Source organism: Verrucomicrobium sp. GAS474 (assembly GCF_900105685.1).
In the GTDB taxonomy this organism is placed as follows: Bacteria; Verrucomicrobiota; Verrucomicrobiia; order Methylacidiphilales; family GAS474; genus GAS474.
The window spans coordinates 530,294-555,303 of record NZ_LT629781.1; the positions used below are offsets into that span (position 1 = coordinate 530,294).

Below are 25,010 nucleotides of genomic sequence, written 5' to 3' on the forward strand. Positions count from 1 at the left end.
ACTTAGCTTAGGGCATCGGAGCCGCGCTGCCCTGCGCGGCGTCAGCAGAAGGAGCGGGCGCCGCGGAGGGAGCCGCCTTCGACGTCGCCGAGACTTCGGGCGCATCGGGGGCGGGAGCCGGCGGGGTCGTCTCCGCCTCGGTCGGGGCCGGGGCGGGAAGAGGGGCCAGCATCAAGGTCGGCGCGGGCGGGGCCATCTCCGTTTCGTTCTTCGCCTTTCCCTTCGCCTTCACCTGCCGGAGGCCGGGGACGGGGGAATAGCCGATGAAGCGGGCGGTCCCCTTCACGTAGGAGGCCGGAGGGGGGCTGCCGGGGAGGTCGAAGTCGAAGACGCTGACGCCGTACCGGGGCGCGCCCGCGTAGTAGCGGCCCTCGCTCGCGCCGAACATGATCCGCTGCGGCTTGCCGTCCTTTCCCGTGACCTTGCCGAGGTAGATCATGACGTGGGTGACGGGCGGGTCGCGGTCGATGTTGTAGGTGCCGGTCCAGAAGAGGAGGTCGCCCGGCTTCAGCCCGTCGAGCTCGAAGCTCGCGGGGTTCGTGCTGACGACGGCCTGGAAGAGTTCCTGCCGCCGGACCCAGGCATAGATGTCGCTCGCCGTACGGGGGACGGCGGCGATCCCTTCCTTCTTCAGGAGGTACTCGATGGTGCCGGAGCAATCCATCCCGCCGTTGGCCGGATCGTCCGAACCGTACTTGTAGGAAAGGCCCTGCGCGGTGAGGGCGAGGGCGTCGGCGAGGAGGTTCTGGACGGGAGGAGGCTGCGAGGTGAGTTCGGGCAGCTGGGCCGCGTCGAGGGTCGCCTGCTTTTCGGCGGCCGCTCCCGTCAAGGGAACGAAAAGGACCGCGAGCCCGCCGCATACCACCGGCACCCAGCAGGAGGCGCGGCGAAGGGAATTCATCCTGCAACATACCCCACGATCGGGCCGCGCGCTTTTTTCTCCGTTATTTTTTCGACGCCCCGCTTCCCCGCGTTAGACTGGCAACGTGCCGACTCCGCCCGCTCCCCTCTTCGATCCCGTCGCCGCCGTCGCCCATCTGCGGGCCTCCGACGCGCGGCTCGCCGCGGTGATCGACCGCGCCGGGCCCTACGCCCCGAACCGGACGCGGGCGAAGAGCCTCTTCGAGGCGCTCCTCCGCGCGATTGTCTACCAACAGCTCCACGGCAAGGCTGCCGAGACGATCCTCGGGCGGGTCGAGGCGGTCCTGAAGGCACAGGGCAAGGCGCAGGGAAAGAAGCTGACGCCCCATGCCGCCACGGCCCTCGCGACCGACGAGGCGCTGCGGGGGGCGGGGCTTTCCCGGAACAAGCTCCTCGCCCTTCGCGATCTCCACGCGAAGTGCCTCGACGGCACAGTGCCGACGCCGAGGGAGGCCGCCGCCCTCGACGACGAGGCGCTGATCGCCCGCCTGACGCAGGTGCGGGGCATCGGGCCGTGGACGGTCCAGATGCTCCTGATCTCCCACCTCGGGCGCCCCGACGTGATGCCGACGGGCGACTTCGCGATCCGCCTCGCCTTCAAGAAACTCTACGGAAAGCCGAAGGGGAAAGATCCGACGCCGGAGCAGATCGTCCGCCACGCCCGCCGCTGGCAGCCCTACCGCTCCGTGGCGAGCTGGTACCTCTGGCGCTCGCTCGACACGGAGTAGGGCTTCTCTTTTGATTCAGAGGATCTCGCCCGTGGCGAAGTGGGTCTCCCCGTTGATCCAGCGGGCCTCGTCGGAGGCGAGGAAGGTCACGATCGAGGCGATCGCCTCGGGCTTGCCGACGGGGCCGAGGGGCGAGGCTTCCTGCCCCTTCTCGACGAATCCGGCGCTGTGGGTTCCCTCGGTGGCGATGATGCCGGGGTTGACCGCGTTCACCCGGATCTTCTTCGGGGCGAGTTCCCGGGCGAAGGTCCGCGTGACCGAGTCGACCGCCGCCTTCGTCGCGCTGTAGACCGCGAGGCCGGGGAGGGAGAGCCGGGCGACGACGGAGCTGACGTTGACGATGCTCCCGCCCGCGGCGCGGAAGTAGGGGAGCGCCTCCTGCGAGAGGAGGACGAGGCCGAGGACGTTGAGGTCGAACTGGCGGTGGAAGTTCTCCTCGGTGATCGAGCCGACGGGCGCGGGAAGGTAGATCCCGGCGTTGTTCACGAGAATGTCGAGCGGGCCGAAGGCTTTCTGCGTCTCGACGAGGAGGCGGTCGATGTCGGCCTTCTTCGAGACGTCGCCCTGGATGGCGACGGCCCGGCCGCCGACGAGGGTGATCTCGTTGACGACGCGGTCGGCGGCGTCGCGGCTCGACGCATAATTGACGACGACCGCCGCGCCCTCGGCGGCCAGGGCCTTGGCGATGGCGGCGCCGATGCCTTTCGAGGCTCCGGTGACGAGGGCGGTTTTATCGGCGAGCTTGAGGGAAGGGATCGGCATGGGGGGTGGTTTTCTTTGGGGGTTGATTCTGCGGGACAAAAATCAGAAAGGCATTCCCGCCACGCGGAGGAGGGAGGCGCGGAGGGAGGCGCTCGGCCCCTTGCCGTAACCGGCCTCGAAGCGGGCCTGCATCGCCCGCCAGAGCGGGGCGGCCTGGTTGAGCTTCTCCCGTCCCTGCGGCGTCAGGACGACGCTCCGGCTGCGGGCGTCGGCGCGGCCCGTCTCCAGGCTGACGAGGTGCTCCCGCTCGAGCGGGCGGAGGTTGTGGCCGAGGGTCGAGCGGTCCATCCCCATCGTCTCGGCGAGCTCGCGGAGCGTCGGCTCCCCCTCCTGGGTGAGGGAGATCGCGGCGAGGAGGGAGAACTGGGTGATCCGCAGGCCGGAAGGGGCGAGGGCCTCGTCGTAGGCCTGGGAGAGATGCCGCGCGGCCTTGCGGAGGCTGGCGCAGTGGCAGGGGAGGACGGGGATCGCCGCGCGGTTCTTCATTTAGGGGAATATGCCCCTATTTGGGTGCGGCGTCAAATTTTTGTTTTTGAAGAGGGAGAAGAGAGAAGAGGCAGCCCCTACAGCAGCCCGGCGACGATGTTCACGAAGATCGCCAGGATCGCGGTATTGAACAGGAACGAGATGAGGCCGTGGACCAGGACGACGCGCCGGACGCGACGCTCGGAGATCGTGACGTCGGAGACCTGCGCCGTCATCCCGATGACGAAGGAGAAGTAGGCGAAGTCGAGGTAATCGGGATGCTCGTTCCCCGGGAAGTCGATCCCGCCCTTGATGTGCTCCCGCGCCTTTTGCCGGGCGTCCTTGTAGTAATAGTGGGCGTAGCGGAGGGTGAAGAGGGTGTGGATCAGCGCCCACGAGAGGAAGATCGCCGCCAGCGCGAGGGCGATGTGGCCGCCGAGGCTGGCCGCGCCGAGGGGGTTCTCCTTGCTCTGCCCCAGCAGGAGGCCGACGGCGAGGAGGCTCGCCGTCGCCGCCGAGATGACGATGACGAAGAGGAAGGTCCGGTTCGCATCCTGGAGCCGCGCGTTGCGCCGCACCTCGTAGGGATCGGCGAGGACGATCGAGAGCCAGGCGAGGACGAGGGTGACGAAGGCGAAAAGATCCCAGCCGAGCACCGCCCGGATCATCGGCCCGACCTCGTCCCGAGCGGGAAGGGGCAGCGCCGCCAGGAGCGCCACGGCGAAGGCGAAAAAGAACCGGTGGTGGGCGTCCCAGTGCCGGAGCACGCCCCGGATACGGGAAGGAAGGGAGTGATGGCGGGGCGTGGCGGGAGTCATGGGAGGAGGCTATTCCGGGACGGCGTGGCTTTGGAGGTCTTCGAGGGAGACGAATTCGAGCGCCGAGATGTGGCTCGCCTCCAGGTGGACGGCAGGGGCCATGCCCGCCTCGAGGGCTTCCATCCAGCGGGTGACGCAGAGGCACCACCGGTCGCCCGGGCGGAGGCCGGGGAACTGGAACTGGGGGACGGGGGTCGAGAGGTCGTTCCCGGCGGCGCGGCTGAAGGCGAGGAACTCCTCGGTCGCCTCGATGCAGACCGTGTGGAGGCCGATGTCGCCGGGGCCGGTGCGGCAGTAGCCGTCCCGGTAGAAGCCGGTGACGGGATCGTGGCAGCAGGCCTGGAGGGGGCCGCCGAGGACGTTGGTCCGGACGGGGGCGGGAGTCGGGTGAGCCATGGGAAGACGACGCTAGCGACCGGCCCGCGCCGCGCCAAGCCCCGATCGGAGGGAGGACGACGGGCCGAAAACCGGGCGCAAACCTCCATGGACGGCCCTCCCTTTTGGAGTTAGCCTTGGCGGCACGATGAAGATGATCGCCACCTGGCTCCGCGAATGCGACGAGGCTCCCTTTGCCCGCGTATTCGAGGCGTACTCCGGCGTGACGCTCCAGGACGCCCGCCCCCTTTCGGGCGGGGAGATCCCGCTTCTCCCCTCCGACGGCCTCCTCCTCACCGGCGGTTCCGACATCGCCGCCGCCTTCCTCCGCCAGCCCGTCGCCGATCCGCTCCACGTGGAGGAGCCCGATCCGGCGCGGGATGCCTGGGAATTCGAGGCGGTGAAGCGGGCGCTGGCGGGCCGCGTCCCGATCCTCGCGATCTGCCGGGGACACCAGGTCCTCAACGTCGCCCTCGGCGGCACCCTCCACCTCGACATCCCGGGCCACCGCGATCCCGAGCAGAAACTCGGCAACCTCCAGCCCCTCCGCTACGTCGCCGACGCCTCGGTCCCGGTCCCCGTCGCGATCCGTTTCCCCTTCGTGAACAGCTCCCACCACCAGTCGATCGACCGCCTCGGCGCGGGGCTCTCCGTCGAGGCGCGGCATGCGGACGACGGCACCGTCGAGCAGGTCCGCCTGATCGACCACCCCTTCGCCCTCGGGGTTCAATACCATCCCGAGCGCGATCCCCTCTACCGTCCTCTTTTCGACGCCTTCGTCGAGGCGGTGAAGGCGAATGCGAAGACCGTCCCGGTCTAGCGGCGGCTTCGGTCGCGGAATTTCCGCTCCTTCCCTGCTCCTCGAAAATCGCGCCTCGATTGGAGCCCGATGTGGTCCGATGCGATGGGAAACATGCTGAAAATTTATTTTGTGTGGAATGTCACACAGCTTGAGCTTTCGTCATTCCTAAGGTCATGTGCGTAGTCCTTATTTGGCATGGCCTCGTCCCGAAAACTCAATCTCTGTGGTCCCGCAATCCGGAAACTCCGGACCGCAATGGGGCTTTCCCAAGCTGAACTCGCAGCCCGCTGCCAACGCGCCGAATGGGATGTGAGCCGCGACGTGATTGCCCGCATCGAAGGCCAGCGCCGCTGGGTCGGCGACATCGAGCTCCTCCACCTTGCCGACATCCTCCGCGTCGATGTCCGGGAACTCCTCCGGCGATAGCCCGAGCCCGGACGCCTTCGTCCGTTGAACGAAAAACGCCTCTACTTCGCCAGCTCGGCCTCGAGGGCCGAGACGAGGGCGGGGTCCTCGGGCTTCACCGCGCTCGGGAAGACGGCGACGACGTGGCCCTGCTTGTCGATCAGGTATTTCGTGAAGTTCCACTTCGGCGCGTCGTGGGCGCTGGTGAGGAAGACGTAGATCGGGCTCTGGCCGTCGCCCTTCTTCGTGACGACTTTCTCGAAGAGGGGGAAGGTGACGCTGTACTTCGCGCTGCAGAAGGTCTGGATCTCCGCCGGGGTGCCGGGCTCCTGGCCGCCGAAATCGTTCGAGGGGAAACCGAGGAGGACGAACCCCTTGTCCTTGTACTTTTCGTAGAGGGTTTCGAGGCCGGTGTACTGCGGGGTGAAGCCGCACTTCGAGGCGAGGTTCACGACGAGGGAGACCTTCCCCTTGTAGAGGGAGAGCGGCTGGGCCTCGCCTGCGAGGGTCTTCGTGTCGAGGTCGTAGAAGGAGGCGGCCGGGGCGGGCGCGGGGGTCTGGGCGTGGGTCATGGGCGTTCCAATGAGGAGAAGGAGGGTGGTCAGAAAGGCGAGGGATTTCATGGGGGGAGGGGCGGGGTGGAAAAACGATGCTATCATAGGATCGGACGCAACACCCGCAAAACTTGACAGCCGGACGGTTCAATGGTTCAATTTTAATGAACTATATACTCTTCCACCAACCCACATGAGCACCCCCTCCCCCCTCGGCACGCCGGTCCGCATCGGCGCCTGGCAGCTTCCGAACCGCGTCGTCATGGCCCCCCTTACCCGCTGCCGGTCGGCGGCGGGCCGGGTCCCGACGCCGCTGATGGCCGAGTATTACCGGCAGCGGGCCTCGGCGGGCCTCATCGTCTCGGAGGCGACCTCGATCGATCCGATGGGCGTCGGCTATCCCGACACGCCCGGCATCTGGTCGGCCGCCCAGGTCGAGGGATGGAAGGCCGTCACCCGCGCCGTCCATGAGGCCGGGGGCCGGATCCTTCTCCAGCTCTGGCACGTCGGCCGGGTCTCCGATCCGGTCTACCTCGGCGGGCAGCTCCCCGTCGCCCCCAGCGCCGTCGCCCCCGCGGGCCACGTCAGCCTCATCCGCCCGCTGAAGCCGTTCGTCACGCCCCGCGCCCTCGACCGCGCGGAGATCCCCGGCATCGTCGCCGCCTACCGGAAGGGGGCCGAGAACGCCCAGGCCGCGGGCTTCGACGGCGTCGAGATCCACGGCGCGAACGGCTACCTCCTCGACCAGTTCCTCCAGGACGGGTCGAACCGGCGGACCGACGACTACGGCGGCCCCGTCGAGAACCGCGCCCGCCTCATGCTCGAGGCCGTCGACGCGGCGATCTCCGTCTGGGGCGCCGACCGGGTCGGCCTCCACCTCGCCCCGCGCGGCGATGCCCAGGGAATGGGCGACTCCGATCCCGAGGCGACCTTCACCCACGTCGCCCGCGAGACGGGGAAGCGGAAGATCGCCTTCCTCTTCGCCCGGGAATCGATCGAGGGGGAGAAGCCCCGCCTCGGGCCGGTCCTGAAGAAGGCCTTCGGCGGCGCCTACATCGTGAACGAGAAGCTGACGCCGGAAGAGTCCGAGGCCGTGATCGACGCGGGCGAGGCCGACGCCGTCGCCTTCGGCAAGCTCTTCATCGCGAACCCCGACCTCCCGAAGCGGCTGATCGGAGGAGCGCCGTTGAATGCGCCCGTCCCCGAGACCTTCTACTTCACCGGCGGGGCGGAGGGGACGGGGAAGGAGAAGGGGTACACCGATTATCCCACGCTGGGATAATCGCCCGCTACCAACGGATCGTGTAGAGGATGTTCTCCGAGATCTGCTGGGCCTGGTCGAAGGGGAGCCACCGTTCCTCGAACCAGAGGCCCCACGAATCGGAGATCGCGATCTCCTGCGATTCCTTGTTGTAGCCGACGATCATCCGCATGTGGCCGTTGCCGGGGATCGGGGCGTTCAGCCGGGTCCGGTTCTGGAGGAGCTTCAGCCAGTCGGCCCAGGCCGTCTTCTTCCGCTCGGAGGTGAACTTGTCGATCTCCGCGTCGTTCTTCTCCGAGACACGGCAGCACCACATGAGGGGGATGCCCCGGTCGATCATGTCGGGGATCATCGCGAAGATGAAGGGCCGGGTCTCGGCGTCGATCCGCAATCCGTTGGAGCTCGCCAGCGATTGGGCCGCCCCGGCCAGCGCCGCCGGATTGGTCCCGCCGCCGAGGCTGGTCCCGCCGAACTGGGCCAGCACGTACATGTCGGCGGGGATGTCGAGGTAGCGGAGGTAGCGTTCCCACGTCGCCGGGACGCAGTAGCCCTTCGGCCCCTGGTCGACCATCGGGATCTCCCCGAGGATCACGTCGCCGTTCTCCCGCCGGATGACCCGCTGGGCCAGCTGGGCCTTGCGGTCCTCCCACTTCGGCACCTCCTTCGCCTCCTTTTTCGTCGGGACGATCCGCAGGAGGACGTACTTGTCCTGCGGCTTCGCCAGGAGGAGGACATGACTCCCCCAGACCCACCGCAGCACCTCGTAATCCATGTCGCGGTCGCCGTAGCGGGAGAACGAGGGCTTCCCGAGGACGGCGGTGATGTTCGCCCGCAGCGTCGTCTCGTCGGAGCGGAGCCGCTCGTGGAAGCCGTCGACGAGCTTCTTCATCTCGGGCGCGGGGCCGCCCTTCGGGCCGACGTTCTCCTCGTCGGTGAAGTAATCGCCCGTGTTCGCGAAGATGATCGAAAGCTCGCCCGGTTTCCCCTCCTTCGCGTAGAGCGCGATCGAATAGGGCCGGACGCCGAAGAGCCGGAACGCCGCCGAGGGATAGAGCCGGTAGCTCGACTGGGTCGTCGTGATCGACTCGCGCGGGATCCGGAGCCGCTTCGCCGTCATCTCCGACGCCTCGTCCCACAGCGGCATCGCCGTCGCCGCAGCCGCATCGCCCGCCCCGGTCGTCGGCCCCGTGGGGAAGAGGGCGATCCCCGCCGCCGCGTTGAGCTGCTCCGGCGTCACCGATGGGTTTCCGCCGCCCTCCTCGTCGTCGGCCCGCAGGGAAGGGAGGAGCGAGGCCAGGAGCATCGCCGCGACCGCGCCGCAGAGGACGCCTCGCCACCCGACGCGGAAGGAAAGATTCATTCTTGCCCGGCAACGTAGCCGAATCGGGACCGAAGGGGAAGCATCGCCCTCGCAAAATCGACAATCCCCGGTTACCATCCGGGGCCGCCATGCTCGCCGAAGCCTTCCACTACCTCACCGCCCCCGCCTCCCTCAGGGCGCGCCTCCGGGGACGGGTCGGGAGCGCCGTCGCCCTCTGGTCCCGGGCCGGGCGGTGCCGCGCCGCCTGGGAACCCCACTACGCGCAATGCCATGCGGCGGTCGCGGAAACCGTCGGGACATTGCCCGATCCCGCGCCGGACGGGCGGGGCCGGACCGTCCTCGTCCTCGGATCGGGCCTCGCCCACGACATTCCCCTCGACCTCCTCGCCGAACGCTTCGAGCGGGTCCTCCTCGTCGACGCCGTCCACCTCTGGCCGGTCCGGCTCCGCACCCTTCTCCATCCCCGCCGCCGCCGGATCGTCCACCTCGTCCGCGACCTCACCGGCCCCGACCCCGCTGTCTCGGGGGCGTGGCAAACGTGGCAAACCGATCCCGCCATCGGCCTCGTCATCTCGGCCAACGTCCTCTCCCAGCTCCCCCTCGGCAAGGCCAACGCCGACCGACGTCCCGCCCTCGTCGTCTCCCACCTCGACGCCCTGGGCCGCTTTCCCGACTCCTGCCCCGTCCTCCTCCTCACCGACATCGGGATGATCCGGCGCGCCCCCGACGGCACCATCCTGAAACGGAGCGATCTCCTCTTCGGCATCCCCCTCCCTCCCTCGACCTGGAGCCGGGAATGGGACTGGACCGTCTGCCCCTTCGGCGAGGAATCGTCCCGGCACGAGCGCATCCACCACGCCGGCGCGTGGCGGCTTCGCTGAAAAGAGAATCGATTCGACGGGTCGGCCCGAATCGGACATCCTTCCCCTCCTCCCCGCACCCTCATGGACGAGCCCCCATCCGCCACGGAAACCTTCCGACGCCTCAACCAAGAGGCGAGCGATTGGATGCACCGCGGGATGGACCTCCTCCCGGAGACCTCCCCCGCCGCGCTCGAGGAAGCGATCCGCTGCTTCGACCGGGCCATCGCCCTCCGCCGGACTCTGCCGCTGGAGGAAAACCCCTTCTTCCGCTACGGCCTGAGCGCGGGCTGGATCAACCGGGGCGACGCCTTCGCCCGCCTCGGCACCGCCCCGGCGCTGAACGACGCCGTCCACTCCTACGACGAGGCCCTCGCCCTCCTCGAGACCCTCCCCCTCGGCGAAAACCCCCTCTACCCCCGCCGCCTCGCCATCGCGAAGCTCAACCGGGGCGTCGCCCTCCAGCGGCAAAGCCCCCCGCGCGACCGCGAGGCGGCCCTCATGTTCCGGGCCGCGCTCGACACCCTCGCCGCCCCGGCTGCCGCCGCCGTCGAAGACCGTCCCCTCCTGCGGGCCAGCGCCCTGGCCAACTTGGCCGGCGCCCTCGCCGGTCTCGGCGCGGAAGCCCAGGTCACGGAGAGCGACGAAGCCTACGCCGCCCTCCGCGAGGCCCTCGCCCTCGCCCGCCCCGCGGAACAGAGCGACCTCCTCCACGCCGAGGTCGCCCTCAAGGCCCGCCACGCCCTCTGCCGCCTCGTCGTCCGCGATTTCCCCGCCCCCCGCCCGATCCCCCACGCCGTCGTCGCCGAGGCGACCGACGCCGTCGACGAGGCCCTCGCCCTCGCGCGGCAGTGGAAGGAAAAAGGACGGAACGATTTCGAGGCGATGGCCCGGACCTTCTTCCACTTCGGCTGCTGGATCTACGGACGAAGCCTCCCCCGCTTCCTCGCCGAATTCCTTGCCGAAGCCCCCGACCTCGCCGCCGCGCCCGAGATGGCCGGAGCCGTGGCCGACGCGATCACGGCGGCCCTCGCCTCCGACTCCGCCGCACTGGGAACGGAAGAACGCGCCGCGCTGAAGGCCCTGGCGGAATAACTGCCGCGGCGCGGGAAGAGTTGGAAACAGCGTTGCGTTTATCGGCGCAGCTTGGGCAAGCTCGCCGCACCCGCACTCGCGCCCGCCTGCCGACCCTGAGTCCCCGCGTCCATGATTTCCCCCTCGAAACCGGCCCCGCCGCCTCCCTCGCTGCTGGAGCGTCTCCTCGCCCTCCTGGGAGCCACCGGCCCATTGCGGATCTGCTTCGACGACCTCTCCGGGATCACCGTCGACTACCCCGAACTCACCCTCCCCGTCGCCCGCCAGATCCACGACTGCGACCACTGCCAGCTGGCGAAATCGTCGGTCCACTGGAGCTTCGACGGGCGTTATGCCGACTGCACGATGAACAAGCGGGCGACCAACCGGATCGCCCTCCGCCGCCAGACCGGCTTCCACGGCCTCTGCCACCTCGGCCTCCTCGACCTCGTCGAGCCGGTGATCCACCACGGCGTCCTCCTCGGCGTCCTCTACTACGGGCAGGTCTCCGTCCGCGAATGGCGGAAGAAATCGCTGGCCCGCATCGCCCGCCATTGCCAACGGAAGCAGATCGATCCCGCCCCTCTCCTCGCCACCTTCGAGCGGGTCCCCGTCATTACCCGCGCCGAGATCGGCACCCACCGGGAACGGCTGCGGACGATGGCCGAGACCATCCACCTCCTGTGCGAATCGCTCGCCGTCCCCGTCGAGCGTTACCGGATCGACTACGAGTCGGTCACCTGGCGCATCCTGGCGCAGAAGCCTTCCCTCGTCCGCCTCGTCGGCGAGCACGTCAGCCGCCACTACGGCGAGCCGTGCCGCGTCTCCGACCTCGCCCGGCGCTTCCAGTGCCATCCGAACTACCTCGGCGCCCTCTTCGGCAAGAGCGTCGGCATGAGCCTGAACGACTACGTGAACCGCGTCCGGATCGAGCGGGCGAAGCACCTCCTCCGCGTCGACCGCTTCGGCATCAGCGAGGTCGGCTACAAGTGCGGCTTCTCCGACCCCAGCCGCTTTGGGAAAACCTTCCGCCAACACGAAGGAATGTCTCCGTTGACCTACCGGAGAACCTTTGAAAAAGACCAGACCCCCGTTTGATTCCGCCTAACCGCTTTCGATTGCAATCGCCATCTTCTTCCTTATGAAGATAGAACGCCTCTTTCCGAAAGTCTGGGCCGCCCTCCTCCTGCTGCTTGCGATTCCTTCCTCCCCGCTCCATGCCGACATCGTCATCGGCAACCTGGCCGATCCAGCCTTCTCCACCTCGAACAACAGCGCCAGCTCCTCCTCCATCGCCAGCACCAGCGGCAAGGCCGTCGGCTTCACGCTCGGCTCCCTCTCCTTCACCCTCACTGCGGTCAAGCTCCGCCTCGCCATGACAGGCGACGCGACGACCGACCTCCCCAGCATCCAGATCTTCGCCGCCAACGGAACCAGCGTCAGCACCACCGTCGTCGCCACCCTCACCCTCGACCCCGGCAACGCCTTCACCTACATCGCCAGCAACACCACGCCGAACGCCGCCACCGGCTTCACCACCTACACCTTCGACCCCGCGACGACGGTCACCCTGAGCGCCAACACCGCCTACTTCCTCGTCGTGCGGGACAGCGGCAGCTCCAGCTTCACGTGGGCCATGCCGAACACCTCTCCCAGCATCAAGCCGACCAGCGTCAACGCCCTCTTCCTCGCCGCCTATAGCGGTGCCAACACCAGCCCCTCCACCTGGACCACCGCCTCGGGCAATTACAATTGGATGGAAATCGACGGCACCGCCATCGCCGTCCCCGAACCCTCGCTCTATCTCCTCATTCTCCTCGGCCTCATCCCGCTCTCCCTCGCCGCACGGAGGAGGCGGGAACAGACGGCGGACGCCTCTTCCCAATCCTAGGCCGACCTAGGGCGGGAGCGTCTGGGAGCGGCCCGCGGGGAGATGCTGCAAGACCGGCTCCAGCGCCTCCGCCGGTGGATAGACCTCCCCGTTGCCCGCCTTGTAGATCACCACCACGTCCTTCTTCAACGCTTTGGAGCCGGGACTCCGCTTCTCCCTGGAAACCAGGAAAACCGTATCGGGAGGATCGTCGGCCGATACGCGGAAAATTTTGAAAGCCAGCGTCTTCTCCGAGAAGTCGTCGAGACGGCCCGCCGCCCGGAAGCCAGGGCAGGAGAAGATCTTCAAATCGGCCTCCTTCAGGAATCCCTCCTTCACGAGATAGGAGACGTACTCCTTCGCCGTCGTGCCGGGTGGAAAATCGGCAGGATAACGCGGCTGCCTGCCGTCCGGCGCGGGATGGAGCGCCACGAGGGCGATCTGTTTGCCGTTGCTCACCGTCTTCAGCGTGTTCGCCCGGTGCATGTTTTCGCACATGCACGGAAACGACATGGAAACCAATATCCCGCCGCCCACCAGCACCACGCTCCCGATCCAAACCCGCTTCCACACCGTCTTCCAGCGCACACCCATCACCCCACCCTAGCGGAGGCTGTAGCCCAAAACAATAATGGGTTCGACGCCCTTCCGGGAATCGGGCATCATCGGCCTCCGCCACCCCATGTGCCCGTAGCTCAGTTGGATAGAGCAGCAGATTTCTAATCTGCTGGTCGCTGGTTCGAATCCAGCCGGGCATGCGGCGGGTCCGGTGGGCCAGAACCCATTAATTGGCCGCTTTGGCCATTTTATGCCTTGGATTGAGGGGCGGCCACTTTATGCCTTGGTAAAGCGAGGCGAAAAATTTGGAGACTTTTCCTCTCATGCATTTCACTGACCAGTGAAGCACTCAATTTGAGTGAAATGAAGGGTGAAGCACAGAAAGAGCCCTCGGAAAGATAGACCCGATGAGTGCTCCAACTCTCTTGACCAATGGACGTCCTCCCCTTCGAACTTGCACCTCCCGAGAAGGCGATCCCACATGAATCGGATAGCGCCGGACGCCCTGGGGATCCCGTCGCCGACTGGGCCGCGAGCATCAACTAGCCTCAATGAAATCGATTGTCGCATCTAGTTGGCATGCCGACCGCTATTGGTTGCCACTATTTCACGCCGGGCATCGCCGCCGGATCGCGGCGGCGGCGGCGCAACCGCCTGCGAGAAAGAGGAGGGAGAGGACCGAGGGCTCGGGAACGGCGACGGCGGTCAGGGTAAGGTCGATGTTGCCGAGGCCGTCGTAGGAGAACGTGCCGGTATAGCCGCTGTTCGTGATCGTCCATCCGCTGAGATTCCCGCTCGTTCCAACGCCGGTGATGATGTTGTCGTAGGTTCCCGTCGTCGCGCCAAGGTCGATCAGGGTGATCGTCAATGCGGAGGCGAGGCTCGACCCGCTCGCCAAGGCAAGTGTGGAATGGGTCTGACCCGAACCGAGGACGAACTCGAGCGTCGCCCCCGAAGAGATCGTGGAGGCGGAGGCAAGCGTCAGCGTCTCCGAAGCCGAGGCCCCTGTTCCCGCCAGGAGAATGGCACCGGAGGAGACTGTCACGATCGAGGAGATCGTCCCGTTGCCTCCGAGGGTCGCTCCGCTCGCCACGGTCGTCGCTCCCGCCCCGAGGGATCCCGATCCGTTGACGAGGAGTGTGCCCGCGCTGACGGTCGTCGTTCCGGCATAGGTGTTCGCGCCGGTGAGGGTGAGGGTTCCCGTTCCGATCTTGGTGAGCGAACCGGAGCCGGTCAGCGCGCCGGAATAGGTGGTGCTTTGATTGTTGTTTCCGACACGCAGGGCCACCGCCGCCGGCGTGGAGGCGATGTTTTGCAGGCTCAGGTTGCGTGAGCCCTCGAGCCCGCCCAAGGTGGCCGAGGTGATGGTCGTGGTGCTGATCAACCCGAAGCCGACGGTTCCCGTATCGCCGGAGGCCAGATTCAACGTGCTGTTCTGAAGCGCGAGGGAAGCGTTTCCCGAGGCGGCTCCCAGCAGCAGCGAGCCCGCGTAAACCCGGGTATCGCCGGTGAACGTGTTGTTGCCCGATAGCTGGACGATGCCCGCCGTATCGACGTTCGCAGTGGAAACCTTGACCGTTCCATTGATCTGGAGCCCTCCGGTTCCAGAAATGATCCCCGAAAGCGCGACTCCGGTGGTGTCGGCCGTGGTCATCTGGCTGATCACCGTCAGGTTTTGATTCAGAGCCACATTGCCGGTGAATTTCTGGATTCCGGAGGTAATAAGCGAACCGAGGACCGTCGTCCCTCCCGTTGCTCCCGTGACCGTGATGTTCGCAGCCACGGTCGCCGTGTTTACCCCGGTCCCCGGCACCGTGGCGAACGAGACGTCTCCCCCGCCGCTGCTTCCCAGAGTGATCCCGCTGGTGCTTCCAAAGGCTGTCGTGGAGGTCCATGTCATGGCTCCCGACGCCAGGGTGATGGCGCCTGTGTAGGTTCCGGCAGTCGATGTCCCGCCCTGAAAGCCGACCAGGCCGTAATTGAGGTCGTTCAGCACGTTGCTCACGGTGATGCTGCCGGTTCCGACCAGCCTTTGGTTGAGCTGGATGGCGTAGTTTTGCGCGGCGGCGTTCGCCGTGCTGCTGGCGTTCAATTGCTTGATCTGCAGGTCATCCGCGATTTGGAGGGCGCTGCCTGGACTATTGAGGAAGATCAGCCGCGCCCCCGTGGAAGTGGATGCGTTTGCTATGGTGGCAACACCCGAACCGGAGCCGTCCTGGTTGAGCACCAATGTGTTGGTGCCCGTACTGACGGTGAACACCGTGTTTCCGGAGATGGCAAGGGTGCCGACCGTTACCGATGCCAGATCCTGGGTCAGGGTATAGGTTCCCGTCGCCGTCGCAGAGGCGACGGCACCTATGGCGTTGGGCGGGGTGCCGGTATCCCAGTTGGAACCCACACTCCAGTTCCCGGCCGCAGCTGCGGTATACACGGCGGCCTGCAAGGGGGCTGCGAAGGGAAGCAGCAAAAGGGACATCGCGGCCACTATTTTGGCGAGAGGGTTGGAGTATGTCATGGGAGTACTTGGTGGTGACGGCGATTTTCGTTCCCAAAGCCCTCCGCACTCAAACCCTTCCCTACGCACGCCGTTGCGTGGGGTTGGCGTCCCGTTCATTCTTTCGACCACGAGCTTTTCACCCATGGAAGAAGAAATTGCGACGGATGGAGCTTCAAGGCGCGCGGCGGTATGGGGAACTCTTTACGGGTAGTTTTGGATGACGCTCATCTGAGGGCGGTCGACGCCGCCGACGGGCTCGCAATTCAGTCCGTCGGTGCTGCTCCATGAGGGGCCTCCGGCCCAGTAGGTGGTGCTCAGGCCGTTGGCGACGACGAAGTCGTAGAAGTTGGAGAGGCAGGTGAGCCAGCGGCTGTCGTTGTAGGGGACGCCCACTTCGCCGATGTAGCCCTGGAAGTTATGGAACTGGAGCCAGTGAACGAAGGGGCGGACGCGGTCGACGCCGATGGTGGGGTAGGCGCCCTGGGCGTCATAGGAGACCGAATACGAGCCCGACGCGGCGGCATCGAAGTAGCAGTGGGCCTCGTAGACGAGCCGTCCCGCCGGGTCGAGGATGTCGAGGTTCGCGTTGGAGGTCTCCCATGCGTAGGCGCCCGCCCAGTTGTCCCCTTCCACCATCACGTAATGGGTGGCGTCGACTTCCCGGATGCCCGAGACGGCCTGCTGCGCCGAGGCGGGCCACGCGCCGCCGGTGTCGTGGGGCTCGTTCATGATGTCGTAGCCGTACACGGCGCTCTCGGCCTTGTAGTGGTCGGCGATGCGCCGCCACACGTCGCGGAAGGCGCTGTCGGGAACAGCCGTGAAGCCGACGAGATTGCCGTTGTAACGGTCGTAGTTGTGCATGTCCAAAATGATCTTCATCCCGCGCGCGTGGGCGTAACCGACGACGGTGTCCATTCGCGCGAGCTCGGCGGCGTTGAGGGCTGCGTTCAACGTCGGCTGGAGGCGTTCCCACAGGAAGGGGAGCCGGATCAGGTTGAGTCCCTTGCCGTGGTAGTAATCGAATTCGGCGGAGGTGGGGTAGGTATACTGGGTGCCGTAGACACCGGGGAGGGGACCCCATTCGGCGCAGGAGAGATTCACTCCGCCCATCCGGGGTGCGGCGGCGGCGGAGCCGACGTAAATGGCTCCCGAGCTGGAGCCACTCGAGAAGATCGCGGCATAGGAACCGTTGAGGGAGGAGTAGGAATAGGCTCCCGCGGACAACGCTGTCCCCGCGACCGTGAGGTCGGTGACATAGACGGGCTGGTTCAGGGCGACCTGGGCGCCGGTGGAGATAACCAGGGGGCCTTGCGTCGCGAGCGGGCTCTGGACGCTCAAGGTGCCCGAAACGAGGCGGATCGTCCCCGTGTAGTCCGAGGCGTCGTTGAAGGAGAGGGAGAACGTTCCGCCTCCGCTCACAGAGAGGTCTCCGTCGCCATGGAGCGTCGTCACGGCCAGCGCGATGCCCCGGCCGCTGCCGGCGGAAAGGGAGGTGGTGCCGTCGACCTCGTAATCGCCGACGTTGAGATGCTGCGTGATCGAGGCGACGCCCTGGGCGATGGTCCCTCCCGTGGAGAGGAAATTGGGGATCGTGCTGGTAGCGGCGCTGCCGGTCTTGAGCGTGAGCTGCGCCGTGCCGCCGAGGACGAGGAGACCGCCCGCGAAGGTGGAAGTCGAGGCGGGGGCCCGCAGCTGGTTGACGCCCTGGTCGTTGACGTAGGTGTCCGCGACGTTGATCGAGGTGGGCGATGCGCCGCCGCCGCCGGCGTTGGCGTTCCAGTGGCTGAGGTAGGCGGAGGTCCAGTCCTGGCTGTTGGTCTGATTGACGATGAGGTGCCAGGTGGCGGGCGTCTTGGAGATCGTGAGCCCGCCGAGGACCGTGCTCGCGCCGCCATCGCCCGAGGTGATCCTGAGGACAGCCTTGCCCGTTCCATCGGCGGTCACCGAGAGCGTCCTGGTGCACACGGCGGGATCGGTGCTTTCGTCGAAGACGGTGTGCGCCGTCCAGGAGAGCGAGGAGGAACTCCCGGCGCTTCCCGAGGTGTAGTTCGTGAAGGTCATCGTCCGGGAGTTCGAGTCGTCGTAGGCGGTGTAGCCGATCTGGTAGACGCCCCCGGGCGTCAGTCCGGAAATCCCGATCGTGATCGGGCTGCCTGCCGTGACGAAGTCCCGGTAGAGGTAGTAGAGGGGGAATTCGGGATCCTCCATGAGCGATCGGTCGCGGGAGGTCAGCGCGCCGGTCGCGGTCGTGGTGGTTCCGGCTGCGATCGAGACGACGACCGTGCCCGAGGTGAGTGCCGGATCGAGCCCGGAATAGGTCGCGGTGATGGGCCCCGTTTGATTCGCGAGGGAAACGGGCGCGAAGGCTTGCCAGCCGGGCTGGAGTGGCGAAGCCCCCGACGAGCCCGCGTCGAAATCGATCGCCAGGATTGGCTCGGCTGAAGCGTTCCCCGCGCCTCCCTGCAGCAAAATCGAGGAAACGGAAAGAAGGAGCATCGTGCCGCGCAGAATCGCTTTCATAGGGCGAACCTAAGAAAAAAGAGGGTGCGCGCAACGATCTCGCAGCGCACCGCGTTGCGTATGTTGCGTTAATCGCGTTAGCGTCGCGCTTGGGAGAACGCCATCCGACGGACCGTCCCGCCCGCCACCCATTCCCCGTCGATCAGGATGCTCTTGGGATAAACGGGGGCGCCCCGCTCGTTGAGCATGAGCTGGTCGATCACGAGCTGGACGGCGGCGGCTCCCACCCTCTCATAGCGCTGGTGGATGCCGCTCCAATCCCCCTTGTTCTCAGCCCAGGCGAGGTGGGCCAGACCGATGTGGTCGGGCGCCTTCACCCCCCGTTCCTCGAGCCAGAGCCGCACCTCGTCGTTGATGCAGACAATGGCGTCGGGTTGATGGGCGTCGTACCAGGCGAGGAAGGCCTGCTTGGTCCACTCCTTCAGGTGGCCGGGAATGAACCGCTCGACGCGGTTCCGGGGCGGCTGAAGATCGCGATAAAGGCAGAAGGCGGCGCTGAAGAGCCCCTCGGCGTAGCGATCGGCCCGGGCGGGGATCGCCAATCCGATACGATGGTATCCGAGGCGGTGGAGGCGTCGCAGGATCAGGGAAATATTGAAGAAATCGTTGTTCGCCGCCCGCGAGAACTTGGGGTGGATGTGGGAGAACCCGATGGTCGCGACCGCGAACTCGTCCCACCCCAGATGGAGCCGGACGAAGGGATTCTCGAAGGGCGCGACGATGATTCCCTGGACGCCTCGTGCCCGGAGGATGTCGGTGCAGCGCCTCGCGGAGAGGCGGACGCCGTTCTCTTCCAGCGGCACCGGATCGAGTTCAAAACCGAGTTCGTGGGCCTGCTGCCGCGCCGCCTGGTGGATGAGCAGCCGCGACGGGACGAGGAGGGCGTATTCGGCCAGGGGCAGGGGCGTGAGGTAAGCCAGCATCGCCTTCACCCGCCGCTTCTCCGAGCGGCGCACCCGGTGCATGTTCGCCGCAACGAAAGGGTCGGGGCGGTAGCCGAGCTTGAGCGCGATGCGCCGGATCCGTTCCTGGGTCGCCTGGGGAATCGAGGGATCGTTCTTCAACGCCCGGCTCACGGTGGAACGGGCTACTTGCGCCGCACGAGCCACGTCTTCCTGATTGGGAGGGACCTTGGAAGGCGTAGCTTTGGCCATAAGTAAAATCGCCTATCACGAAAAGAGTTAACGCAACGAGGTGCGTATGCTTATATTTGTCCGCTTGTGGTGTATCAAGTTAAATCAAAACTCCACGATGCATTCTTTTCTTCGTTCTCGTCCTCGGAGGCGCGCCTTTAGCTTGGTCGAGCTCCTCGTCGCGCTCGGCATCGTTTGCTTCGCCCTGGTCCCTTTGCTGGGACTGGTTCCGGTGGGGCTGGCGAGTTTCCGCCACGCGATGAACCTCAACGCGCAGGCGCTGATCTTCCAGGCGCTGTCGAGCGAGTCGAGCCTCCTCGATTACAGCGTCGCCACCAACAGCGCCTCCGCGTTTTCCCAAAGCTTCCCCCGATTCTACGACGGCACGGGAGCGAGGCTCACCGCCACCCGCGCCGGCGCGGTGTTCGAGGTTTCCCTCAACCGGGTGGCCTTTGCCGCGCCCGGAGGAACCGCATCGGCGGCCAACGCCCAAAAACTGGGGTTCAGCCTCACCAATCTGAGCGGCAAGGAAAAAACGCAGATCTATTCGGTCGTCGTCGTGAACAACGGAAACTGATCGATGGTATGCCGACGAAAAAACCGGGCAGGAAGAGAAAGGGCTTTTCCCTCGTCGAGGTGCTGGTGACCCTCGTCGTGCTGAGCATGGTCCTAGTGATCGTCTTCGGCATGACGGGGCAGATCGCGATGGTATGGAAACGCTCCAGCCAGAAGATGGAGGAGTTTCAAGGCGCGCGGCTGGCCCTCGACGCCATCACCCGCACCGTGGGCAATGCGACCCTCAACGTCTACTACGACTATTACAACGCGGCGCGCCAGCGCCGCACATCGGCTAACGCCTCGACGTTCATCCCGCAGGTCTACGGCCGTTACTCCGAGCTGGAATTCGTCTGCGGCAAATCGCTCGTCTCGCTTCCCCGGCCCCAGATATCCCAGGCGATCTTCTTCCAGGCACCGTTGGGGTACACGCAGCAGACCGGCACCTATTCCCAGTTGAACTCGACGTTGAATACCGTTGGCTTCTACCTCGAGTTCAACAACGATGCCGCCGACCGTCCGGGGTTTTTTGCCTCCATGCTTCACCGTTCGCCGCCTCGTTGGCGCTACCGTCTGATGCAATTCATGCAGCCGACGGAGAATTTTTCGGTGTACGACGCGCAAGATCATTCCTGGTTCACCGCTCCGCTTAACGGTGCCTCGCCCCCGGTCCGGCTGCTCGCGGAAAACATCGTCGCCTGCGTCTTTTGCCCCCTCTCTCCCCTCGATACCAAGGGCTCCTCCCTGGCGCCGAATTTCGAGTACGATTCCCGGATGACTTGGACGACGGGGGCCCAGCCCGATCCGATGAATCAGCTGCCGCCGATCGTCCGGGTGGTGTTGATCGCGGTCGACGAGGCGTCGATGGCCCGCGTTCAGGGGCAGAGCGCTTCGCTTCCCAGTTTGGGGTTCGATCCCTCCAACGTGTTCGTATCCTCGGCGCAACTCGATGGGGATATCGAAACCGTCAAGGCGGCGCTGGCGGCGCGCCACCTCAACTTCACCGTCTTCAGCGTCGACGTCGCCGTGCGGGGGGCACGCTGGAACAAATGAACTCTTTTCTTCCCCGGCGCGGCTCGGCCTTGCTCATCGTCCTCGGATCGCTGCTGCTAATGTCGTTCCTGGTCGTCGCCTTCCTGAACAGCGTCTCCACCGAGCTCCAGAACTCCAAGATCAGCGTCGATCAGAACGGCATACGGATGCTGAGGGACGCCGCCGTGAACGTCGTGATGACGCAGATCCGCTCCGCGACCACGGAAAATGCGGGCGACAGCTGGGCCAGCCAGCCGGGGGCGATCCGTCTCTTCGACACCTCGGGCAAACTGGCCAAGGCCTACAAACTTTATTCCTCCGACACGATGGTCGACACGCGATTCAATCCCGTGTCGGAAGCGACGGCCCTAACCGGTTGGCAGAACAAACCCGCTCTCTTCGTCGACTTGAACAAGCCGGTTTCCGGCGTCTACCCCATCGCCGATCCGGCGGCGGCCCAGGGCTCCGGCGCGGTGGAAGGGTTCAGCGTGGCGATGCCTCCCGGAGCGACCTCCTCGAGCCCCCTGCCCATGCCCGCCAAATGGCTCTACCTCCTCCAGGACGGGACATTCGCTTCCGCTTCGGGCAACGGGACGACGGCGACCGTGACCGGTGCCACGCAGGAGAATCCGATCGTCGGGCGCATCGCCTTCTGGACCGACGACGAAACCTGCAAGGTGAACGTCAACACGGCCAGCGAGGGCATCGCTTGGGACACGCCCCGCTTTGAGGGCCCCGCCGACCGGGCCCTGGCCAGCTACCAGCCCGCCAACGGGGAGTTCCAGCGTTATCCCGGCCACCCCGCCGGAGTGTGCCTCAGCACGGTGTTCCCCTCCCTCGCCGCCGACACCGCCACCTTATACTCCTGGACTCCCCGGATCGTCGGAGGAGGTTCCAACGGGGGGACCCAGGCTCCCACGGCACCGCTCGTGCCCGATACCGACCGTCTCTATGCCACCGTCGACGATTTCGCCTTTGCCGCCACTTCGCGGAAGGCCCAACCCAAGCTCACTCCCTCGCAGTTGGAAAAGACCCGCTTCTTCCTCACGACGTCGAGCCGGGCTCCGGAGCTGAATCTCTTCGGCCTGCCGCGTATCTCCATCTGGCCGGTCCACGCCGCTCTCGCCACGAACCCGACGACTCCCTACGCCACCGCCTACGATCGCCTCTCGGCCTTCTGCTCCACCCTCGGCGCGGCGGCGAACCAGATATTCTATTTCCAGCGGAAAAACGCCGACAGCCCGACGGACGACTACCAGACCATCCCGCGCAACCAGCAGCTCTATTCCTATCTCCAGAACCTGACGGCGCGGGAGATACCCGGCTTCGGCGGGAATTTTCTCAAGAAGTACGGCGACGACCGCGACCAGATCCTGACGGAGATCTTCGACTACATCCGCTGCACGAACCTCTTCGACGACAACCTCGGCACGCCCGTCTCGCTCACGTCGTTTTACCAATACACGCGGCCCCGGAACCTGACCAAGGTGGGATATACCACGCCCGGCCACGGGCAGGTCGCTCCGATCCAGATCGGTTCCACGATGGGGATGGGGCGCTATTATTCCCTCTCGGAGATCGGCCTCCACCTGATCTGCACCGCCGACGGGAATGGCGTCGCCTCGACGGATCCCAACTCCGCCCTGGATCCGAAAACGGCGAGCAACCTGGCTGTATCGGCATCGCTTAACTCCGGCGGCAAGGCCGTCGGCACCAATTACGTCTCCCCGGCCACGCCCGCAACCCTCTTCCCTGCGAATCCGACGTTGGCCGACACCTACTTAGGGGCCAAGGTGACCCTTCTCGCCGGGTCCAAACGCCTCCAGGCCGCGCTGATCTTCGAGGTCTCCTCCGTCATGCCCGGCTGGGAGCCGCTCGACGGCGACTTCGACATCGAGATCTCGGGGCTTGAGAATTTCGTGATCAACGGGCAGCGCCCCTTCGCCACCTCGTCCAACGGCACGCTCCTGAGCCCCGTCTCCGGCGTCGGCGTCTACAAGACGACCGTCGCCGGCGGGGAGAACGGCTTCCGCTACGTCGTGGCCCATAACAAGAACGGCGGCAACGACCGGGTCAACGGCTGGAGCAATCCCGCGAGCACCGTCCGCTATCCCTTCGTCAGCAATCCCTTCACGATCACCGGGAACACCGTGAGCTTCAGCGGCAGCGGGATCACGGTGAAACTCTACGTCGACGGCAACGGCGGGACGCGGACGCTGGTCCAGACGCTGCAGCTCACCTTCCCCGCCGCCAATGGCATCGCGGCCCCCGACCTCATCGTGACCGGCCTCGACGAGACCACGGCCGCGGCGGCGAACTGGTGGGGCTTCGACAAACGGGTGGCGCTGGCCAACGCCAACCCGGGCAGCAGCACCCTGAACTACAGCGGCAGCTTCATCCGGGCGAATCCGGCGACGCTGCCCTCCTCCTGGCGTTACTACGAGTCGTCTTACCCAACGGCGAATCCCTACACCGGCTACACCATCAACCTGGCGACCAATCCCTCCTCCGACGTGGTGCGGACGCTGGTGCCGCTCTCGGGGGACCTGCGACTCGTCGCCGGCCAAGCCTCGGTCGACACGACGAAGTACTACCAGAAGAACCTCAACTACGACGACACCACGGCCGCCACGAAGCTTGCCCACTCCTTCATCGAGGCCGCCGGGTGGGCCATCGTGGGAATGAACAGGACGGCCACCCTCGTCAGCGGGGCCGCCCCTGCCTACCTGCCCCACGTGCCGGGCGACGTCAGCGCCGCCGCCGCCAACGGGGACTGGGACACGGCCGTTCCCGGCGTCTCCGACGGCCCCTACGCGAACAAGCCGGACGAGGGGAACACCGCCACGCCCGTTCCCTACTTCTCCTCGTGGAGCACGGTCGGCCTGCCCAATTTCTTCACGCCGAACCGCATTCTTCCGTCCCCCGGCGTCTTCGGATCGCTGCCGACCGGCGTCAAGGCGGGAATCCCCTGGAAGACCCTTCTCTTCCGCCCCCAGCCCACGCACCCGGCCAACGCGACCGCGCCGAAGGATCATCTGATCATGGACTTGTTCACCATGCCCCAGGTCGAGCCGTTCGCCATCAGCGAGCGCCTCTCGACCACCGGCAAGATCAACATGAACTACCAGATCGTCCCCTACACCTACATCACGCGGAGCACCGCCGTCCGCGCTGCGATGAAGTCGGAGCAGATGGCCGCCGTCCTCACCACGGCGGGAAAGAACTACAAGAGCGTGACGACCTTCCCATCGCCCCGGACGGGACTGAACCTGAGCGACGTCGATGGCAGCCTGCGGGGTTTCGCGGCCCGCTTCGCGAACGGCGACATCTTCCGCTCCGCTACGGAAATCTGCGACCTCTACTTTGTCCCCTCGAACCAGTCGTGGACCAGCGATGCCGCCGCCACGGCATTCTGGACGGCCCACGGGCTGACCGGGGACAACGTGCGGGAGCGGCCCTATGCCGACCTCTATTCCCGGTTGACGACGAAGTCGAATAGCTATCAGGTCCATTACTTCGTCCAGGCGCTGAAGAAGCGGGGCGGGAGCGCGCCCGCCCTGTGGGAGAACGACAAGGACGTGGTCCTCGGCGAGGAGCGGGGTTCCGTCGTCCTCGAGCGCTATCTCGACACGACGAATGCGGCCCTGCCCGATTTCGCCAGCCAGCCTCAGACAGGTTCCCTGGAGTCCTATTACAAATTCCGCGTCGGGCAGGCTTCCGTCTTCAATCCATGAAAGCCCCAGCCTCCCGCTCCTCTTCCCCGCGCGGTTTCAGCCTGATCGAGGTGATGGTCGTCCTGGCCATCATCGTCACGGTGGCTTTCCTTGCCGTTCCGGCAGTCAGGCAGATGATGGGAGGCCGGGGTTTGACGGCGACAGGATCGGCCATCGCCAACAACCTCCAGCTGGCGCGGCAGTCCGCGTTGCTGCAGAACCGTCCGATCGAAGTGCGGTTCTATTTCCTGCCGGGGCCTGACGGCGAGGGGGGGCGTCATTACCGGGCCTTCCAGCTCTTCCGCATCGAGGATACGGGAGCCGTTCCGACGACCCGCATTCTTTTCTTTTCCAAATCGATCATCCTGACGGAATCCCCGAGCACGACCTCGCTCCTTTCCCTTCCGGGCCAGCCGCTGGACGGGGCGACAACAGGTGTGAAGCTGCCCGGCGTCGGGGTCGGCTATCAGTATCTCTCCTTTCGATTCCGCCCGTCGGGCGACACCAACCTGGACATCACTCAAAAATGGTTCCTGACCGTCGTTTCGGAAAATGCGCCCACCGTCGTCGAAGGTCTGCCCGCCGATTTTTTGACGATCCAGCTCGACCCGACGAGCGGGAAGGCGGTGACGCTTCGTCCCTGAAATGGGGTTGCGCAACGGCGTGCGTGATGGAGGGTTTGGTTGTTTCGTGTGCGCTCCGTAGTGTGAAAATCGCGATGAAAACCCTCCCTTCGTTCGTCCTCATTCAGGCTTTCCCTTTGCTCAGGCCAAGGATGGCCGCGCC

The 25,010-nt window shown here is 66.0% G+C and carries 23 protein-coding genes and 1 tRNA gene; 13 read left to right on the forward strand and 11 right to left on the reverse strand.

The features are described from left to right. Positions 1 to 7: 7 nt before the first annotated feature. Complete coding sequence (locus BLU04_RS02245; protein ID WP_093281680.1) at positions 8 to 901, reverse strand: NlpC/P60 family protein; 894 nt, start codon at positions 899 to 901, stop codon at positions 8 to 10. A gap of 85 nt (positions 902 to 986) precedes the next feature. Between BLU04_RS02245 and BLU04_RS02250 the strand changes: the two genes are divergently transcribed. Then, positions 987 to 1,649, forward strand: coding sequence for a DNA-3-methyladenine glycosylase (locus tag BLU04_RS02250; RefSeq protein WP_093281682.1), 663 nt, complete (start codon positions 987 to 989; stop codon positions 1,647 to 1,649). A 15-nt stretch (positions 1,650 to 1,664) separates the two neighbouring features. Here the strand turns inward: BLU04_RS02250 and BLU04_RS02255 are convergent, their stop codons facing one another. The 4 genes from BLU04_RS02255 to BLU04_RS02270 form a co-directional block, all read right to left on the reverse strand. Next, positions 1,665 to 2,411: a glucose 1-dehydrogenase gene (locus BLU04_RS02255; RefSeq protein WP_093281684.1), complete on the reverse strand. Its 747-nt coding sequence runs from the start codon at positions 2,409 to 2,411 to the stop codon at positions 1,665 to 1,667. A gap of 42 nt (positions 2,412 to 2,453) precedes the next feature. Then, positions 2,454 to 2,897 (reverse strand): MarR family winged helix-turn-helix transcriptional regulator, encoded by a 444-nt coding sequence (locus tag BLU04_RS02260; RefSeq protein WP_197673005.1) that lies wholly within the window; start codon positions 2,895 to 2,897, stop codon positions 2,454 to 2,456. A gap of 77 nt (positions 2,898 to 2,974) precedes the next feature. Beyond that, the gene (locus tag BLU04_RS02265) at positions 2,975 to 3,694 is read right to left on the reverse strand and encodes a DUF1345 domain-containing protein (protein ID WP_093281685.1); all 720 of its coding nucleotides are present in this window, start codon (positions 3,692 to 3,694) and stop codon (positions 2,975 to 2,977) included. A gap of 9 nt (positions 3,695 to 3,703) precedes the next feature. Next, the gene (locus BLU04_RS02270) at positions 3,704 to 4,090 is read right to left on the reverse strand and encodes a DUF2237 domain-containing protein (protein ID WP_093281687.1); all 387 of its coding nucleotides are present in this window, start codon (positions 4,088 to 4,090) and stop codon (positions 3,704 to 3,706) included. Positions 4,091 to 4,217: 127 nt separating this feature from the next. On the opposite strand from BLU04_RS02270, the gene BLU04_RS02275 reads away from it, so the two are divergent. Together BLU04_RS02275 and BLU04_RS02280 are read left to right on the forward strand one after the other, a co-directional pair. Then, complete coding sequence (locus BLU04_RS02275; protein WP_093281690.1) at positions 4,218 to 4,889, forward strand: gamma-glutamyl-gamma-aminobutyrate hydrolase family protein; 672 nt, start codon at positions 4,218 to 4,220, stop codon at positions 4,887 to 4,889. 177 nt (positions 4,890 to 5,066) lie between these two features. Next, a complete protein-coding gene (locus BLU04_RS02280) occupies positions 5,067 to 5,297 on the forward strand; it encodes a helix-turn-helix transcriptional regulator (protein WP_093281693.1) in 231 nt (76 codons plus the stop codon). A gap of 41 nt (positions 5,298 to 5,338) precedes the next feature. On the opposite strand, the gene BLU04_RS02285 is transcribed toward BLU04_RS02280, so the two are convergent. Beyond that, a complete protein-coding gene (locus tag BLU04_RS02285; protein WP_093281695.1) occupies positions 5,339 to 5,899 on the reverse strand; it encodes a glutathione peroxidase in 561 nt (186 codons plus the stop codon). A 124-nt stretch (positions 5,900 to 6,023) separates the two neighbouring features. Here BLU04_RS02285 and BLU04_RS02290 point away from each other — a divergent pair, with 124 nt between their 5' ends. Continuing rightward, positions 6,024 to 7,112: an alkene reductase gene (locus BLU04_RS02290; protein WP_093281698.1), complete on the forward strand. Its 1,089-nt coding sequence runs from the start codon at positions 6,024 to 6,026 to the stop codon at positions 7,110 to 7,112. Between the two features lie 7 nt (positions 7,113 to 7,119). On the opposite strand, the gene BLU04_RS02295 is transcribed toward BLU04_RS02290, so the two are convergent. Next, positions 7,120 to 8,451, reverse strand: a complete 1,332-nt coding sequence (locus tag BLU04_RS02295; protein ID WP_093281700.1) for a hypothetical protein — start codon at positions 8,449 to 8,451, stop codon at positions 7,120 to 7,122. Positions 8,452 to 8,540: 89 nt separating this feature from the next. On the opposite strand from BLU04_RS02295, the gene BLU04_RS02300 reads away from it, so the two are divergent. The 4 genes from BLU04_RS02300 to BLU04_RS17140 all read left to right on the forward strand — a co-directional run bounded on the left by BLU04_RS02300 (position 8,541) and on the right by BLU04_RS17140 (position 12,237). Continuing rightward, positions 8,541 to 9,293, forward strand: coding sequence for a hypothetical protein (locus tag BLU04_RS02300; protein ID WP_093281703.1), 753 nt, complete (start codon positions 8,541 to 8,543; stop codon positions 9,291 to 9,293). Between the two features lie 63 nt (positions 9,294 to 9,356). Further along, complete coding sequence (locus BLU04_RS02305; RefSeq protein WP_093281706.1) at positions 9,357 to 10,367, forward strand: hypothetical protein; 1,011 nt, start codon at positions 9,357 to 9,359, stop codon at positions 10,365 to 10,367. A gap of 111 nt (positions 10,368 to 10,478) precedes the next feature. Then, positions 10,479 to 11,444: a helix-turn-helix domain-containing protein gene (locus tag BLU04_RS02310; protein WP_093281707.1), complete on the forward strand. Its 966-nt coding sequence runs from the start codon at positions 10,479 to 10,481 to the stop codon at positions 11,442 to 11,444. 43 nt (positions 11,445 to 11,487) lie between these two features. Further along, a complete protein-coding gene (locus BLU04_RS17140) occupies positions 11,488 to 12,237 on the forward strand; it encodes a choice-of-anchor R domain-containing protein (RefSeq protein WP_093281709.1) in 750 nt (249 codons plus the stop codon). A gap of 6 nt (positions 12,238 to 12,243) precedes the next feature. On the opposite strand, the gene BLU04_RS02320 is transcribed toward BLU04_RS17140, so the two are convergent. Next, complete coding sequence (locus BLU04_RS02320) at positions 12,244 to 12,810, reverse strand: hypothetical protein (RefSeq protein ID WP_157895038.1); 567 nt, start codon at positions 12,808 to 12,810, stop codon at positions 12,244 to 12,246. A 90-nt stretch (positions 12,811 to 12,900) separates the two neighbouring features. Here BLU04_RS02320 and BLU04_RS02325 point away from each other — a divergent pair. After that, positions 12,901 to 12,974 (forward strand) — tRNA-Arg (locus BLU04_RS02325). 407 nt (positions 12,975 to 13,381) lie between these two features. Here BLU04_RS02325 and BLU04_RS02330 read toward each other — a convergent pair. From BLU04_RS02330 to BLU04_RS02340, 3 genes are all read right to left on the reverse strand, one after another. After that, positions 13,382 to 15,250: an autotransporter-associated beta strand repeat-containing protein gene (locus BLU04_RS02330; RefSeq protein ID WP_162274614.1), complete on the reverse strand. Its 1,869-nt coding sequence runs from the start codon at positions 15,248 to 15,250 to the stop codon at positions 13,382 to 13,384. Between the two features lie 222 nt (positions 15,251 to 15,472). Continuing rightward, positions 15,473 to 17,791, reverse strand: a complete 2,319-nt coding sequence (locus BLU04_RS02335; protein WP_093281715.1) for a glycoside hydrolase family 5 protein — start codon at positions 17,789 to 17,791, stop codon at positions 15,473 to 15,475. Positions 17,792 to 17,868: 77 nt separating this feature from the next. After that, positions 17,869 to 18,945, reverse strand: coding sequence for a LacI family DNA-binding transcriptional regulator (locus BLU04_RS02340; RefSeq protein WP_093281718.1), 1,077 nt, complete (start codon positions 18,943 to 18,945; stop codon positions 17,869 to 17,871). A 97-nt stretch (positions 18,946 to 19,042) separates the two neighbouring features. Between BLU04_RS02340 and vccB the strand changes: the two genes are divergently transcribed. The 4 genes from vccB to vccD are packed head-to-tail and all read left to right on the forward strand — an operon-like array spanning position 19,043 to position 24,868. After that, a complete protein-coding gene (vccB, locus tag BLU04_RS02345) occupies positions 19,043 to 19,501 on the forward strand; it encodes a Verru_Chthon cassette protein B (RefSeq protein WP_255360055.1) in 459 nt (152 codons plus the stop codon). A gap of 8 nt (positions 19,502 to 19,509) precedes the next feature. Next, the gene (gene vccC / locus BLU04_RS02350; protein ID WP_093281723.1) at positions 19,510 to 20,532 is read left to right on the forward strand and encodes a Verru_Chthon cassette protein C; all 1,023 of its coding nucleotides are present in this window, start codon (positions 19,510 to 19,512) and stop codon (positions 20,530 to 20,532) included. Next, entirely contained in the window at positions 20,529 to 24,245 is a 3,717-nt protein-coding gene (gene vccA / locus BLU04_RS02355; RefSeq protein ID WP_093281725.1) for a Verru_Chthon cassette protein A, read from the forward strand. The genes vccC and vccA overlap by 4 nt, the downstream gene beginning before the upstream one ends. Next, a complete protein-coding gene (vccD, locus tag BLU04_RS02360; RefSeq protein WP_093281728.1) occupies positions 24,242 to 24,868 on the forward strand; it encodes a Verru_Chthon cassette protein D in 627 nt (208 codons plus the stop codon). Before vccA ends, vccD begins: the two co-directional genes overlap by 4 nt. Positions 24,869 to 25,010 lie beyond the last annotated feature (142 nt).